Below are 14,505 nucleotides of genomic sequence, written 5' to 3'. Positions count from 1 at the left end.
AGATTAGCTCCTTTTTCTACTCCAAAACCAATTGCTTATTATAATTCCTGTTAATCCGCCGCACGTATCCAGTAATGAATCTTGCCACATCGGTGTACGATCTCCCGTAGCCCATTGATGAATTTCATCAAATGTTGCATATCCCGCAACGAATAGAAGAGCGTATAGGAAGCACCTTTTTCTCGAATAACCCGATCGATGAAAAGCGTAATACGTCAATGAACCGAGCATAAAGAACACCATAAAATGAGCACCTTTACGAAGGAAAAACTCAATAAATCCGCCTACACCTTTATTTGCAATGCTAACAGGTGTACCACCACCATAATCGATAGATACCCACGAAAAATGCTCTTCCACAAACTCAACATTTACATATTGTTCAATATCCGAACGCATATCCTGCTTTTTATATGGTTGTGCCGAGGAATAGAAAATCAACCCCATCCATAGTAAAACAGGAATCCAAAATAACCATTTACGATTCATTCTTCCGAAACCCCTCTCTTAGTCTTTTAAGCGTACCAAAAAAAAGAATAAATTTCACGCCAAAACGTGACATTTGCACCCTATTTATAAAGTGAAAGGGGGTGATAAACATGGCAGTCGAAACAATCGTAACGGACTTAACTTTACGTCTTGTCTTAAACAGTGGATTAGATAAGAACGGAAAAACAGCTTTTAAGCAAAAACAATTTAAGCGTGTTAAAACAAACGCAAACTTAGAGCAAGTACAAAACGTAGCACGTGCTCTTGCTTCTTTACAAGCATCACCGCTTCACGCTATACAACTTGTTAGCACATCAGATCTTTCTACCCTATAAGGTGGAACTTTAATCAGTGGCGGGCACCCCCCGCTGATTACACCGATCGCCCTACCCGCATATAACACGATAAATAAAAAGGAGGAAATAAAGTATGCAAGTACTAGAATTAATTTTCGCGAAAGAAGATGGAAAAACAGTTGTTTTTTCTATCGAAAAACCTATCACACCCGTCGATGCACAAGTCGTAAATCAAGTAATGGATACCATCCTTGCCTCATCTGTATTTTCATCAATTAATGAAAATACCAGAAAAAAAGGAGCCCGTCTCGTAGAAAAGAATGTATCTGAAGTTCCAATTAACTTATAAACAAAAAGACGAATCTGCATCATTTTGCAGATTCGTCTTTTTTCTTCGGCATTTCAATCGGAATAAAGATTTTTGAAAAACCGACGCATACATATTTATAGTGTTCTCCGCCTATATCAAACTCGGTCGTATATGTTGAGAAGAAAATATAATCATTTCGCTTTGTATAATTCTCGATTAATAATCCAACTTGTGGCTCAACATATTTTTTCGCCAACTTCTTACCAGCCGATGCTAAATCGCCAAGGAGACCCTCTTCATTTTCCTTTTGAACTTCGTCTAGCTTCTTACTTACATCATTACGTTTCATAAACTGCTTCGCTGCCCAGTCTGTATATTCACCTTTACTCGGATTACTATTTGCTAAATATACTAGAAGAACAACAACTAGAGCCATAATAATATACTTTTTCTTCATACTATCTCACCGCCTACTCTTTTCTATTTTCATATATATGTACAAGCGATGCAAATTAGAAAGACTAACATCTATTGATTGTAAACGAATAGCCAAAATTTACAATATGAAACGGAATATTAACAATAAATTTACTCAATTCGTATATAATTATATTCGGTATTACAATTATTCATAAGGGAGGAATCAAATTTATGAATGAAGAAAATGATATTATTATTTCTAATTCTACAATGATGCTGGAACCTTACAAGCACCCTTATTATCGCACCAAAATTATCGACAGTAGCGGGAACCATCTTTACTCCTGTCAAACTGCTCTCCAACTCATCAAGCAATCTTGTCTAACCAATGTTCACTCTACTTATCAAGGCAGACGTAATGCAGTCCAAACAAACTTTAAATTTAAACAAAATGTCCCAATTCCGATTAATCATCGAGAATATATTTGTGCTTTCCCGACAGAATCTCCTTCTTCTCCAAACTGTATATGGCTATTTTATAACCATATATATGACATAGAATTTTTCAAAAAGAGTAAAAAAGCTAACATTCATTTTTCAAATGGCACAACTACAACAATACATATCAGTCCCCATAAGTTAAAACAACAATTATTAAAAGCTGGATACGTATTATCACGTATGAACATGCAAGATTCACTACAATTTAAAAACCTCTTATTACATTTACTACCGTAACAGAATAAGTAGAATGGAAAGCAATATCCATTGCCTTCCATTCTTATAATCATATTTATTCTCTTAAACTATTTCGCATTTTCTCAAGTGCTTGCCGATACACCCACCTCACTTGATAATAGGTCATTTCCATCTCGCTAGCGATCTCCCCCATCGTCTTCCCTACAAAAAAACGTTCGAAAATAATATACTTCTCCTTCTCATCTAATACACTCATAAAATCCTTTGCTCTCATTTCAATATCTTCAAAATGGAAGACATCCTCATATTCCCCTACACATACACACTTTTCTTGCACTGCAAACTCTTTCTTCAATCTTTCTAATATATAACCACGCACAGTTATAACTGCATATGCAGGAAAACTTCCCTTCTCCGCATCATACCTTTCATACGCATGCCAAAGACCAATTAAACCACATTGATAATACTCTTCATGATCTTGATAAATACCTAACTTCTTTATTTGATTTACAATCATTCCTTCATACAAAACAACTGTCTCTGTAAAAGTTGCTGGTTTCACACAGTACCCACTTCTAAAAGGTATACCTCTTTGTTATTCCGCCGGTACCTCCACAATATAAAAATAAAGAAGCGATTTCACTGTGAGTAATTTCAAATACTACCGCCGAAATTTGAAATTACACGAAGTAGAATTTGAAATTCTGCTGGTCGTATTTGAAATAAGGGTAAAAATAAAAAAGGTGACTCTCGGGAGAGCCACCTTTTAGTCCAATCATATTATACCGGCAAACCTGGTAAAAACTTTGCCATCAATACAACAATCGCAGCTAAGAATACAGCCTTAATAATGAATAAAACGATAATTGGAATAGCTGCTTTCACTTTACTTAATCCTGCTGTAACTTGTAATCCTAACCAAATTAAAACTAAATTCCATAAATAGAACACTTCAATTGAATTAGCGATTCCATATGCAAGTGAGCCTTTCTCAAATAACGGACCTAAACTTGTATACGCAGTTGGTGCAGCACCTAAAATTAAAGCTATAATACCATTAATGAGTCCACCAATAATAACAATAATATCCGCGTATACAATAATCATTACTATTTTTTTATAAGAAGTATCATTCCCGTAAAACATCATAAACACTTTATAAATAGCTGCAACAACTAATGTTGCAATCATAACACCTACTATTCCCCATATCGTACTAGAAATTAAATTTGATACAAGCGAGCCCTGCTCTGCAAGTGCACCACCTAATTTCTTTTGCATTTCAATCATCTCAGGTGATGTATACGTAATATACGAATTTAAACCACCCACAAGTCCTTGTAATAGCGCCACTATGAAGAACATACCCCAAACTTTCTCAGTCGTCTTCATTCTCTCAAACTGTAAACCAGGAGAAGTAATCATTCCAAACAATGATGGCTTCTCTCCACCAGCTTTTTGCGTATTCAAATTCGCTTCCATTATAACGCCTCCTTCTATTTATATAACCCGTTCTAACGGGCGGTTCACTTCCTCAACATAGAGGCTACGAACCGCCCACTAGAACGGTAATGTGTAGTAGAGAGCTCCCTCTCTATTACACTACTAACTTATTCATAACGTAATGCTTCAATTGGATCTAATTTCGCAGCTTTATTTGCTGGAATTAATCCGAAAATAATACCGAGTGTCATAGAGAATAGTACGCCACCAACGACAACTTCCCATGAAACGAGCGGTGGCCATTTCGCAAATGTGGAAACGATATATGCCCCGCCATATCCAAGACCAATTCCGATCAAACCACCTAGAAGCGTTAACATAACTGCTTCAATTAAAAACTGTAATAAAATTTTACTACGTGTTGCCCCAAGCGCTTTACGTATCCCAATTTCACGCGTACGCTCCGTTACAGATACGAGCATAATGTTCATAACACCAATACCACCAACGACTAATGAAATACCCGCAATACCACCGATAATCATCGTCATAATACCAGTTACTTTAGAAACATTTTCTTGGAATTCTTTTAAATTCACTAGTTCATATTTACCTGGAATTTCACTTGGCTTACGACTATTTAATACATCAACAGCTTGTTTCCCAGCTGCTTCTAAATCGTCTACATTTTTAGCTTGAATTGCGATATTTTGAATATCATCTGTTCCGAATAAAACAGGCCATAATGTAAGGGGGATTAACGCTTCTTCCATTTCAAATCCCATAAACTCATTATCAGATGTATACACACCGACAATCTGCATCGGTTGTCCTTTCATCTCAATAATTTGCCCAACTGGGTTTACGTCCTTAAATAACGTCTTTTCTGTTTTTGTACTAATCATCACAACGTTATTTGCATGAGAAATATCTGATTCATTTAAAGTACGTCCCTTTACGACCTTTACTTTATTAACCGCAAAATATTCATTATCAAGACCAATAACGTTCAGATTTGCTTTTTTATCATTTACATCTAGTATCTCTGTCGTCGAATTTGTCGTAATAACATGTGAAACATCTTTCACTTGTTTTACTTCTAAAATATCCTCTTCCGTTAACTTCGGTATTTCAAATCCGCCTATAGCAAACTCATCATTCATATCTGGTTTAAATTGAATTGGCATAAGGTTATTACCACCAGAACCTGCGAATTTCGACTTCAGCATCGCTTCCCCGCCTTGCCCAATCGCAACGACAGTAATAATAGAACCAACGCCGATAATAATACCGAGCATCGTAAGAGCTGAACGCAGTTTATGAGCTAAAATAGAAGATAGGGCAATTTTTATACTATCTAGTAAACTCATACCGCACACCTTCTATCTTCTGTAATTTTCCCGTCTCGCAGTACAATGCGGCGGGAAGAATACGCTGCTACTTCCTCTTCATGCGTAACCATAACAATCGTTGTACCTTCTGCATTAAGCTTCGTGAAAATATCCATAACTTGCTCACCAGACTTCGTATCAAGCGCGCCTGTAGGCTCATCGGCCATAATGAACGTTGGATTATTCGCAATCGACCTTGCAATAGCAACACGCTGCTTCTGTCCACCTGATAACTCATTCGGTAAATGGTGAACCCTGTCTGATAAACCGACTTTACTAAGCGCTTCCAGAGCCCTTTGACGACGCTCTGCTTTCTTCACCCCACCATATACGAGCGGAAGTTCAACATTTTCTACTGCTGAAAGACGCGGCAGCAAATTAAAGTGCTGAAACACAAAACCGATATATTCATTACGAATTAAAGCAAGCTTTGACTCATCTGCTGTTAAGATATTCACATCATTCAGCATATATTCGCCTTCTGTTGGACGATCTAAACAACCGATAATATTCATAAGCGTTGATTTACCAGAACCAGACGGTCCCATAATCGAAACGAACTCACCGCTTTGAATCGTTACACTAATATCATGTAAGATTGGCACTGCCAACTTTCCTTGATAATACGTTTTAGCAATATTATTTAACGTAATCATTTCTCTTTCACTTCCATTCCGTCATACACGTCGTCGGAAGGATTTTTAACCACCTTTTGCCCCACTTTTGCGCCTTCAACAATCTCTGTCCAATCTCCATCAGTAGAACCTTTTTTCACATTTTGTTTACGAAGCTTCCCTTTCTCTTCAATATAAACAAATGCATCATCAGCTTTTTCTACAATGCTCTTAGTTGGAACAGCAATCATCGTCTTATTCTCTAAATTTACTTGCAATGAAACATGATAACCTGGAGATAAACCATCTTGACTATCAAGACTTGCTTTATATGTATATTGGGACATATTTTGAGTCGCTTCACCCATACCACCAGCTTGAGCCATCTCTGCACTCGTTGGGAATTCACTTACCTCTGTAATTTTACCTGTCCACTTCTTCTTATTATTTGCTTTCGCAGTTACAGTAAATGTTTGATCTGATTGAATTTGTGACTTTTGAAGCTCAGTTAACGTCCCTTGAATTTGGAATGGTTCTTTAGACGCCACTTGTAAAAATGCTTTCCCTTGACCACCTAACGCTTGAGATGAACTTTGCGCCGCATCTTTATCTAACTTTTGAACGACACCAGTAAAGTTACTATAAATCGTAAGCTCTTTCTGCTTTTTACTTAACTCTTCTTTCTGCAACTTCCCTTTTTCCTTCTCAAGATCAGTTGTCTTTTGCGCCATCTCTAACTCACTTACTTGCTCGTCCATCGGATCTGTTACTTCTTTCCCAGCTCCGCTATCCTTTGCCTTCTTAATTTCTTTCTTCAACGAATCAATTTTCTTCTTTCCTTGATCATAACGCATATCCGCCATCTTCTGATCAAGCTCAGCTTGCTTCATTTGTAAATTAATCTCTTCATTATCATAAGAGAATAGCTTCGCACCTTTTTCTACTTCTTGTCCTTCTTTTACCTCAATATCTTTCACTTTTCCTTTAGTTGGATCTGCATAAAAACTTTCAATATTCCCAGGCTTCACCTGACCAGAAATTAACTTCGTATTATTAAGCTTTCGCTCCGTTACCTTCTCAAAGCTCACAGCATCAGCCGTTGTTGTTGCCCCCTTCTTCTTGCCTTGCATAATAAAAATATTAACTGCTGCTACAATAACAATTAGTGCAATAACCCCGATAATAATCCATTTCTTCTTCTTGTTTGGAGTACGAACCGTATTTGGTACCATATTCTCTCTCCTTTTATAACTTAATAGTTTAATGTAAAAATTGTATAAAACTTTCTGAAAATGAATTACATATTATTACATTCTTTTTACAAAGTTTTACACATCCATTTATATTGTAACAAAAATTCCAATGATTAGAAATATGACATATTGTCTTTTAAGATAGATTTAAGGAAAGGTTATATTAATATAAGAAAAGCCATTCCTTATTAATAAACTCCTTACCAAGATAAATTATTAAAATCATTTTCCTAATTGCACCATTATCATTTTTGTCACATATATTTGACATTTCATTTATTCAATTATAAAATGTCATATATAAATGACATTTCTAATGCACGAGGTCTACAATTATTAATAGGAGGTTTATATTTGAATAACGTTAAACAATATCGAAAATCTGAAGGTCTATCGCAGCTAGAATTAGCTAAAAAAGTTAATGTAGCGAGACAGACAATAAACTTAATTGAAAACAATAAATATAACCCCTCTTTAGCCTTATGTATCGAATTAGCAAAAGCACTAAAAACAGATTTAAACAGTCTATTTTGGGAGGGAGATTAAATGATGAAAATTGAATGGAAAGAAAGAGTTTATAATAATTTTGTTGGAACAATGAGTGAGAGAGATGAATATCAAAAACAAGAAATCAATAAAGAATTATCTGTAGCTGGAATTGGTTTATGGTGGTTAAATATGTTGGTAATGCTTATTATGTTACTTGTTGATACTATGAACCACACAATATCTATAGGAACTATATTAGTTTTTCTATCTAATATGATTTATGCTAATTATTTAACATTTAAGCTTAAGAAAAAAGGTTTAAATGAGACTGAATGTGCAACAAAAGAAGAGTATTTGCAACATAAGAAAAAATTAAGAAAAGCGGGCTTAAAAGCAGGTGTACTTTGGGGCTTTCAAATGTTTGTTTTTATGAATTATATCCTTCCCTATGTAGGTTCAGAAGAAATCTCTATTTCTTTATTTGATGTTGGGCTTTGGAGTTGCGGCGGTATATTTTTCGGTGTAACTATGTACATGATTGGTTTATTAAACCTAAAAAAATTATACTAATTAACAAAAATCACTTACACATAAAACTGCAATTTTACATACTTTTTATTTTTGCTAATATAAAAGCTATCCAATATAACAACTGGATAGCTTTTCAGACAAAATATTACGCAACTTTAGAAGCTTTTCTCTCATGTCCCATTTGAACAATCAGTAAGAATATCGTTGCTAATACGCCACCTGCTAACAGTAACATGAAGCAACCATCCCAGCCAGAACGATCAACAATGATACCAATTGCTGCGTTTGCTATGAAACTTCCTCCAACATAACCGAACAGACCACACATACCAACTGTCGTACCTACTGCAAATTTCGGTACTAATTCCATCGCACTTAAACCAATTAAGAACTGTGGTACATAAATTAAACAACCGATAATAGAAACTGCAACACTCACAACAATAATATTAGTTGCCTGCCAATAGACGATTGTTCCAACAACAACCCCAGCCATACTCATAACACATAATGGCATACGTTTTCCTTTGAATAATTTATCGCTTAAGAGGCCGACAATTAAAGAACTTGGAATCGCTGCTGTTTCAAATATTGAATACGCAAAATGCGCTTCTGTTTTTGTAAAACCTTTCACTGTTGTTAAGTAAATTGGTACCCAGTTAATAACACCGAAACGAATTAAGTAAACAAATGCATTCGCAATACATAAAAACCAAACAAATTTATTTTTCACTACATATTTCATTAAAATTTCTTTTGGTGACATCTTATTAGCATTATCTGCTTTTTCAAGATCTTCATAGTCATTACGATATTCATCAATTGGCGGAAGACCTTCAGATTCTGGCGTATCCTTCGCATTAATCCATACTAGAACTGCAATTACCATAGCGATTATCGCTGGGAAAATAAATACGCCGCCTTGCCAATGGCTTTCACCGAAAATACCTACACCAATTCCAATGAATGGTGGAACAAGTAGTGCACCAACGTTATGTGAAATATTCCAAAGACCTGTTTTCGTGCCACGTTCTTTCTTTGAAAACCATTTCGTCATAACAATACTACAAGGTGGTGCTCCCATACCTTGTACAATACCGTTTAGAACAAGTAATGTTAAAATCATCCCAAAGGAAGATGCATAACCGAAACAAATATTAACAAGCCCAGATAAAAATAAACCTACTGCAATAAATCGTTGAGCAAATGCTTTATCCGATAAATTACCCATAAAGAATTTACTAAGTCCGTAAACAACAGCCATTACTGCGCCTAATAATCCAATTTGTGTCGTGCTAAATCCGAACTCATCTACTAAATATGTAGTAGATAAATTAAAGTTACTACGAACTAAATAATAAGCAGCATACCCAACTGAAATTCCCATCAATACACGAATACGTAATAATTTGTATACTCGATCAATCATATCCGCTGGCAATCTCTCAATTGCAGGTGCTGGCTTGAGCCATTTAAACATATATTTTGTCTCCTTTTCTCACTTCTGAGAGAGACGCTGTCTATTCCATATCTCGATTATTCCGCTATTTGATATATTTTGGTTCGTTCTTCTAACCGGCTGTCCTTCTATTTCTTTCTCGTTCTTCGCAAACATCGTTGGTACGCCAAACGAAACTTTTTCTAAAATGTGACCCGCTTCTTCTGATAAACAATAATCAATAAATAAATCCGCAATAATACCATTCGGTGCACGTTTTAGTTTCGAAATCGCATTAACAGATAACCCTGTTTGCTCAGGTACAATACTTACAATTGGAAAGCCTCGTTTTTGAAGCATTCTCTGATCTCCCATGAAATTGATGCCTATCATATACTCACCGCTCGCAACAAGCTCTACTGGTATGTAACCATTCACCGTTACTTCACCAACTTGCCCTGCAAGGTTCTTCACATATTCCTTCGCTTCCACTTCACCTAAAGTATCAATAAGTGATTGAAAAAACGTATATGCTGTTCCTGAGACATTTGGATCTGGCATTACAATCTTTCCCTTATATACTGGATTTAATAAATCTTGCCACCTTGATGGATAAGGAAGTCCGAGCGGTGCTATTTCTTCATTCCACCGCTCTTTATTGATCGCAATTGCCAGCTTCTCCACTTCATAACCGTACCAATAACCGTCTTTATCTTTAACAGTTTTTGAAATACGGTTCGCATGCTGACTCGTAACAGGAATAGATAGATTTTTTTGCTTCATCATTTGATGCGCGTCTACCGTACCGCCAATAATAATATCCGCTTTCGGATTTCCAGCTTCCTCTTCTACCCTCCGAAGAAGCTCTTCTGTCGAAAGACGAATAAATTCATACGTACATCCGCGTGGTTTACAAAATGATGATAGCAAAGCTTCACCAACTTCCTCACGGGCTGCTACATACGCAACAAGATGACGATCATCCAAAACAGGGAGACCACTTTTATTATATTTAATAGAGGTTGTATCTCGAGAGCAACTAGACATCGCTCCTCCAATTACTAGCAAAAAGAAGAAAAAGGCTATCTTTCTCATGACACATTCTCCTTTACAAATAAATTTGCGAGGGAGCTTTTCATATACATAACATTCCCGTTATTATCGCCGAGATATTGCACAACAAAGTACGATGGATACACAGAAATAGTAAGAATGTCTTCTCGCTCATTCTTTATACGCTTCCCTGTTTTATAAGCGGTAATATAAGCAATCGGTTCATTCTGTGATTGTAATAATTTCTGTATTTCTCCGTAATCTGTAATTTGCTTTGCGTACCGAATCGAATCAAGTATGTGCGTAAGATTCATCGCACGTTCTACATCACCTTGGCGTACTATGACATCCTGTGCTGACGCAAAAAAATCACTAATACGTTCTGGTGTGTAATACAGGCTTAACAAATACGTTTGAAATGCTGAAATCATTGGGTCCGTACCATTCTTTCCGTACATATCAGCCCCGTACTGGAACAAGTCACCTACTGCAAAAGTACGTTTATGTCCATTCAAGTACGTTACTTCTCCAGTAAATACTTGTTCTTGATTATTAGCTTCTCTCGGTTCTATTTGAATTCGGTCAAAGAATGAAACAATCGTATGCAAACGAACTTCATCCGTTATAACAATTTCTCCCCACTTTTCATGCCTAACTTTCATTTCAGTAGGCAGGGATTCATTCACTCTTTGTAAAACAGTTTGTTTGTCATTCACTATTGTGATTCGATTATATATTTGCTTCTCCATCACATAGAACAAAATAAGAGAAACGATTATACAAAGGACAAACATAAGAATTTGAAATGATAGCCTTTTCATTTCTGCCTACCTCCAAGATAAAAAAACGTTGTTTCGAAAATACCGCATAATTGTTTCATAAATGTATCATTTAACCGCTTTCAAGTTTTTTATGTCTTCCATCCGTCTCGGAAGCAAGAATGTAATAAATATTGTAGTGCCTATTTCTTCACTACTCTCAATTCGCATACTTCCGCCCTGCTTATTCATAATCTCCTGACAAATATACAAACCGTAACCATTCCCGTAACTAGAAGGAAGCACTTTCCCTTCTGGCGATTCATTCCACTCTGCAAGTACACTGTCATCTATACCAATACCATCATCATGAACAAAAACCTTTGCCTCACGTTCATTTACAATTACATTCATACGAATTTGCGTAGCATCGCTATATTTTATCGCATTATCAAGTACGTTTAGGAAGATCTGTTTCGTCTTATCGAAATCTGCAACAACATGTACATCTGTTAACTCATTTATCACTTCAATCTCGAATTTCTGCAGGCGAGGTTTCACAATTGAAACTGCTTCTTCTGCTAATTCCTTTATGTTCACAACTGTAGGTGATACTTCAAACGTACTCGTCCCGTACTTTGAAGACTTAAGTAATTCCTCTACAAGTGATAATAAACGCTCACTCTCTACAGCCACATATCGCAGGCTCTCTTTTACATCTTCCTTCGCCTTTAACTTCGGAATTAAATCCACATAGCCAATAATCGCCGTTAACGGTGTTTTTAACTCATGCGTAATGCGGTCTAAGAAATCTTTCTGCTTCTCTTTCTCCTCTTTCAATTGCTTAATATGCAGTTCAATTCCATCAGCCATCGCATTAAAAGATGCTGAAAGCTGAGCAATTTCCACATATTCATTTAGCTCAATCTTGCTTTTATAATCCCCATTCGCAAGCCGCCTTGCCATTTGTCTTAACTGATCAATCGGCTTATGAAGAGACTTCGCCAAACGAATTGCAAAGAAAATACCCGCAGCTACTAGACAAAGAGACGTCATTAAAAACGTCCAACCAACATTTGTTAAAACTTCCTTCTCACCCGTTAACTCATTTATAAAACGAACACTTCCGATGACATCGTTTCCATAATAAACTGGGCTTGAAAACAAAAGAATTGGAGCTGGATCTCCCTCTTCAAAAACATAAGACTTCTTCCCCTTCAAAGAGCTCTCAATATCAATGTTCCGATGAAGAAGTGCTCCCTTTTGCGTATCCGCAACAACATCTCCATTCTTCCCAATCATCTGTACACGTACATCCATACGCTTCGCTAAATACGAAGCAATTAAAAGTGAATTCGGACCGAGTGTCTCCACCTCTGCTTCCTTCTCTAAATAATTCATCGTATAAATTTGTGCTTCTACACTTAACTTTTCTAAAGAATTTGCCGCGTTATGATACATATTCTTTTCTAACGTAATATAAACAACTGCGTACAAAAGAACAAAAATCGGGATTAACAGTCCCACTATTCCAAACACCATATTCCTTTTTAAAGACATACCATCACCACTTAACAATCTAGTTTATAGCCAACGCCATAAATTGTCTTAATATATTCCCCGCTATTCCCTAGCTTCTTCCGCAGTCTTTGCACCATAATATCAACCGCTCTCGTATTTCCGATATACTCAAACCCCCATACTTTCTCAAGTAACTCATCTCTCATAAATACACGCTGCGGATTGGAAACAAACAACTGACATAAATTAAACTCTCTGTACGTTAACTGAATTTCTTGTCCACTAACATGTACCTTTCTTTCCTTAGGACAAATCGTTATCTCTCCTGCTCCAATTACTTCATGACTTACCGTTACCTCTGCCTTCTTCACACGCCGCGTCATATTCTTAATCCGAAGAATAAGCTCAGCATAATTAAATGGCTTCGTCACATAATCATCCGCACCAAGCTGCAGACCAAGCAATTTATCATTCATCTGACTCTTTGCAGTTAACATGAGCACTGGAATATCCCTATTCTTCTCACGGAACAAGCGAAGCAACTCATACCCATCTGTATCTGGAAGCATAACATCCAAAATCAGTACATCCGGTCCTTCATTCCATTTCTCTAAAGCTTCTCTTCCATCAGCCGCCGTGAGCACTTCATATCCTTCCATCTCCAACTGCATCCGAATCAAATTACGAATACTCGATTCATCATCAACTACAAGTATTTTCATTATTCTCCTCCTTCCATCCCGTATTATAGTACAGTTTAGTATAGCAAAAATCCTATAAAAAAAGAGAGGGTATTGTCGAACATATTTTGTCGACGATACTCTCTCCACTTATATTTTTCGCTTACACGCTCGCAATAATAAATTCAGCACGTCCTACAACTCTATATTCCCCAAAATTGCTTGGTAATATGAGATGATCTCCTTGCTCAAATTGATATCTTTCAGTCCCATGTAGTAGCTCTCCTTCTCCATCTATTACACTTAAGAGAAGAAATGGACTATTTTGTGTTAATTTAACCGCCCCGTCTAATACCCATTTTTCCACTAAAAAATAAGAGCACTCAATAAGTTTTGTTACATATAAATCTTCTATTTCTTCATATTGCACAACTTGTTGTTTTGAAACAAATGGTGTTTCTATTACTTCCATACTTTTCTCAAGATGAAGTTCACGCAATTCTCCCTCTGAATCTCTTCTATTATAATCATATAATCGATAAGTAGTATCAGAGTTTTGCTGCGTTTCTAATATTAAAATACCTTCGCCAATCGCATGAACTGTGCCGCTTGGAACAAAGAAGAAATCACCCGGCTTCACTTTTACACGTTGTAGTAGCTTGTCCCATTCTTCTTGTTCAACCATATCTACTAGTTCATCCTGTGACTTTGCATGATGCCCATAAATAATCTCAGCACCTTCTTTACAATCAATGACATACCAGCACTCAGTCTTTCCTAGCTCACCATTTTCATTTATACGTGCATATTCATCATTCGGATGCACTTGAACAGATAAGTCTCGATTTGCATCTAAAATTTTTGTAAGAAGAGGGAAACGATCCCCCTCCATATTTCCAAATAACTCTCGATGATTATTCCACAATTGTCCTAAAGATAATCCTTCATACTTTCCACTCTTAACTACACTTTGTCCATTCTGATGTGCAGCAAAAGCCCAACATTCTCCCGTTTGTTCTGATGGTATTTCATATCCGAAAGAAGTTAATTTCGTTCCACCCCAAATTCTTTCTTTAAAAATGGGTGCAAAAAATAACGGTTCTGTCATGATTAAAAT

The 14,505-nt window shown here is 36.4% G+C and carries 18 protein-coding genes; 5 read left to right on the top strand and 13 right to left on the bottom strand.

The window, feature by feature from the left end; translation table 11 throughout:
- Nucleotides 1-3 precede the first annotated feature (3 nt).
- Nucleotides 4-489 (bottom strand): VanZ family protein, encoded by a 486-nt coding sequence (locus tag DN392_RS09275; protein ID WP_088321289.1) that lies wholly within the window; start codon nucleotides 487-489, stop codon nucleotides 4-6.
- A gap of 110 nt (nucleotides 490-599) precedes the next feature.
- Here DN392_RS09275 and DN392_RS09270 point away from each other — a divergent pair, with 110 nt between their 5' ends.
- Both DN392_RS09270 and DN392_RS09265 read left to right on the top strand, forming a co-directional pair.
- Entirely contained in the window at nucleotides 600-824 is a 225-nt protein-coding gene (locus DN392_RS09270; protein WP_000257711.1) for a DUF1659 domain-containing protein, read from the top strand.
- Nucleotides 825-918: 94 nt separating this feature from the next.
- Nucleotides 919-1,134, top strand: coding sequence for a DUF2922 domain-containing protein (locus DN392_RS09265; protein WP_001197599.1), 216 nt, complete (start codon nucleotides 919-921; stop codon nucleotides 1,132-1,134).
- 19 nt (nucleotides 1,135-1,153) lie between these two features.
- Here DN392_RS09265 and DN392_RS09260 read toward each other — a convergent pair whose 3' ends face one another.
- Complete coding sequence (locus DN392_RS09260) at nucleotides 1,154-1,552, bottom strand: DUF4359 domain-containing protein (RefSeq protein ID WP_000731403.1); 399 nt, start codon at nucleotides 1,550-1,552, stop codon at nucleotides 1,154-1,156.
- 194 nt (nucleotides 1,553-1,746) lie between these two features.
- Between DN392_RS09260 and DN392_RS09255 the strand changes: the two genes are divergently transcribed.
- Nucleotides 1,747-2,253, top strand: coding sequence for a competence protein ComK (locus DN392_RS09255; RefSeq protein WP_064460097.1), 507 nt, complete (start codon nucleotides 1,747-1,749; stop codon nucleotides 2,251-2,253).
- Between the two features lie 55 nt (nucleotides 2,254-2,308).
- Here DN392_RS09255 and DN392_RS09250 read toward each other — a convergent pair whose 3' ends face one another.
- The 5 genes from DN392_RS09250 to DN392_RS09230 all read right to left on the bottom strand — a co-directional run bounded on the left by DN392_RS09250 (nucleotide 2,309) and on the right by DN392_RS09230 (nucleotide 6,897).
- Nucleotides 2,309-2,779 (bottom strand): sigma-70 family RNA polymerase sigma factor, encoded by a 471-nt coding sequence (locus tag DN392_RS09250; protein ID WP_074651561.1) that lies wholly within the window; start codon nucleotides 2,777-2,779, stop codon nucleotides 2,309-2,311.
- Between the two features lie 218 nt (nucleotides 2,780-2,997).
- Nucleotides 2,998-3,699, bottom strand: coding sequence for a YknW family membrane protein (gene yknW, locus DN392_RS09245; protein WP_088321288.1), 702 nt, complete (start codon nucleotides 3,697-3,699; stop codon nucleotides 2,998-3,000).
- A 128-nt stretch (nucleotides 3,700-3,827) separates the two neighbouring features.
- Nucleotides 3,828-5,030 carry an ABC transporter permease gene (locus DN392_RS09240; RefSeq protein WP_000054368.1) on the bottom strand — a complete coding sequence of 401 codons (1,203 nt, stop codon included), beginning with the start codon at nucleotides 5,028-5,030 and terminating at the stop codon, nucleotides 3,828-3,830.
- Nucleotides 5,027-5,707: an ABC transporter ATP-binding protein gene (locus DN392_RS09235; RefSeq protein ID WP_048566688.1), complete on the bottom strand. Its 681-nt coding sequence runs from the start codon at nucleotides 5,705-5,707 to the stop codon at nucleotides 5,027-5,029. The genes DN392_RS09240 and DN392_RS09235 overlap by 4 nt, the downstream gene beginning before the upstream one ends.
- Nucleotides 5,704-6,897: an efflux RND transporter periplasmic adaptor subunit gene (locus tag DN392_RS09230; protein ID WP_088321287.1), complete on the bottom strand. Its 1,194-nt coding sequence runs from the start codon at nucleotides 6,895-6,897 to the stop codon at nucleotides 5,704-5,706. The genes DN392_RS09235 and DN392_RS09230 overlap by 4 nt, the downstream gene beginning before the upstream one ends.
- 375 nt (nucleotides 6,898-7,272) lie before the next feature.
- Here DN392_RS09230 and DN392_RS09225 point away from each other — a divergent pair, with 375 nt between their 5' ends.
- Both DN392_RS09225 and DN392_RS09220 read left to right on the top strand, forming a co-directional pair.
- Entirely contained in the window at nucleotides 7,273-7,464 is a 192-nt protein-coding gene (locus tag DN392_RS09225) for a helix-turn-helix transcriptional regulator (RefSeq protein WP_001067016.1), read from the top strand.
- Nucleotides 7,465-7,977 (top strand): DUF3278 domain-containing protein, encoded by a 513-nt coding sequence (locus DN392_RS09220; protein WP_048560327.1) that lies wholly within the window; start codon nucleotides 7,465-7,467, stop codon nucleotides 7,975-7,977.
- 106 nt (nucleotides 7,978-8,083) lie between these two features.
- On the opposite strand, the gene pgtP is transcribed toward DN392_RS09220, so the two are convergent.
- The 6 genes from pgtP to manA all read right to left on the bottom strand — a co-directional run bounded on the left by pgtP (nucleotide 8,084) and on the right by manA (nucleotide 14,496).
- On the bottom strand, nucleotides 8,084-9,418 hold the full coding sequence (gene pgtP / locus DN392_RS09215; protein ID WP_048566690.1) for an MFS transporter: 1,335 nt from the start codon (nucleotides 9,416-9,418) through the stop codon (nucleotides 8,084-8,086).
- 18 nt (nucleotides 9,419-9,436) lie between these two features.
- On the bottom strand, nucleotides 9,437-10,471 hold the full coding sequence (locus DN392_RS09210) for an ABC transporter substrate-binding protein (RefSeq protein WP_064057295.1): 1,035 nt from the start codon (nucleotides 10,469-10,471) through the stop codon (nucleotides 9,437-9,439).
- Nucleotides 10,468-11,250 (bottom strand): DUF3919 family protein, encoded by a 783-nt coding sequence (locus tag DN392_RS09205; RefSeq protein WP_048566692.1) that lies wholly within the window; start codon nucleotides 11,248-11,250, stop codon nucleotides 10,468-10,470. Before DN392_RS09205 ends, DN392_RS09210 begins: the two co-directional genes overlap by 4 nt.
- 66 nt (nucleotides 11,251-11,316) lie before the next feature.
- A complete protein-coding gene (locus tag DN392_RS09200) occupies nucleotides 11,317-12,747 on the bottom strand; it encodes a HAMP domain-containing sensor histidine kinase (RefSeq protein ID WP_064057294.1) in 1,431 nt (476 codons plus the stop codon).
- Nucleotides 12,748-12,758: 11 nt separating this feature from the next.
- Nucleotides 12,759-13,430, bottom strand: coding sequence for a response regulator transcription factor (locus DN392_RS09195; protein WP_000699565.1), 672 nt, complete (start codon nucleotides 13,428-13,430; stop codon nucleotides 12,759-12,761).
- A 121-nt stretch (nucleotides 13,431-13,551) separates the two neighbouring features.
- Nucleotides 13,552-14,496 (bottom strand): mannose-6-phosphate isomerase, class I, encoded by a 945-nt coding sequence (gene manA, locus DN392_RS09190; protein ID WP_064057292.1) that lies wholly within the window; start codon nucleotides 14,494-14,496, stop codon nucleotides 13,552-13,554.
- Nucleotides 14,497-14,505 lie beyond the last annotated feature (9 nt).

Source organism: Bacillus sp. BB51/4, assembly GCF_008368845.1.
GTDB classification, from domain to species: Bacteria; Bacillota; Bacilli; order Bacillales; family Bacillaceae_G; genus Bacillus_A; species Bacillus_A wiedmannii.
This window is presented reverse-complemented; position numbering and strand designations above follow the sequence as displayed.

What these genes read in the sequence shown, in the direction of transcription:
- DN392_RS09235 (WP_048566688.1), bottom strand. Translation starts at nt 5,707, where the DNA reads ATGATTACGTTAAATAATATTGCTAAAACGTATTATCAAGGAAAGTTG.
- DN392_RS09270 (WP_000257711.1), top strand. Translation starts at nt 600, where the DNA reads ATGGCAGTCGAAACAATCGTAACGGACTTAACTTTACGTCTTGTCTTA.
- DN392_RS09275 (WP_088321289.1), bottom strand. Translation starts at nt 489, where the DNA reads ATGAATCGTAAATGGTTATTTTGGATTCCTGTTTTACTATGGATGGGG.
- DN392_RS09260 (WP_000731403.1), bottom strand. Translation starts at nt 1,552, where the DNA reads ATGAAGAAAAAGTATATTATTATGGCTCTAGTTGTTGTTCTTCTAGTA.
- DN392_RS09195 (WP_000699565.1), bottom strand. Translation starts at nt 13,430, where the DNA reads ATGAAAATACTTGTAGTTGATGATGAATCGAGTATTCGTAATTTGATT.
- DN392_RS09255 (WP_064460097.1), top strand. Translation starts at nt 1,747, where the DNA reads ATGAATGAAGAAAATGATATTATTATTTCTAATTCTACAATGATGCTG.
- DN392_RS09240 (WP_000054368.1), bottom strand. Translation starts at nt 5,030, where the DNA reads ATGAGTTTACTAGATAGTATAAAAATTGCCCTATCTTCTATTTTAGCT.
- yknW (WP_088321288.1), bottom strand. Translation starts at nt 3,699, where the DNA reads ATGGAAGCGAATTTGAATACGCAAAAAGCTGGTGGAGAGAAGCCATCA.
- DN392_RS09205 (WP_048566692.1), bottom strand. Translation starts at nt 11,250, where the DNA reads ATGAAAAGGCTATCATTTCAAATTCTTATGTTTGTCCTTTGTATAATC.
- DN392_RS09210 (WP_064057295.1), bottom strand. Translation starts at nt 10,471, where the DNA reads ATGAGAAAGATAGCCTTTTTCTTCTTTTTGCTAGTAATTGGAGGAGCG.
- pgtP (WP_048566690.1), bottom strand. Translation starts at nt 9,418, where the DNA reads ATGTTTAAATGGCTCAAGCCAGCACCTGCAATTGAGAGATTGCCAGCG.
- manA (WP_064057292.1), bottom strand. Translation starts at nt 14,496, where the DNA reads ATGACAGAACCGTTATTTTTTGCACCCATTTTTAAAGAAAGAATTTGG.
- DN392_RS09200 (WP_064057294.1), bottom strand. Translation starts at nt 12,747, where the DNA reads ATGTCTTTAAAAAGGAATATGGTGTTTGGAATAGTGGGACTGTTAATC.
- DN392_RS09265 (WP_001197599.1), top strand. Translation starts at nt 919, where the DNA reads ATGCAAGTACTAGAATTAATTTTCGCGAAAGAAGATGGAAAAACAGTT.
- DN392_RS09230 (WP_088321287.1), bottom strand. Translation starts at nt 6,897, where the DNA reads ATGGTACCAAATACGGTTCGTACTCCAAACAAGAAGAAGAAATGGATT.
- DN392_RS09220 (WP_048560327.1), top strand. Translation starts at nt 7,465, where the DNA reads ATGATGAAAATTGAATGGAAAGAAAGAGTTTATAATAATTTTGTTGGA.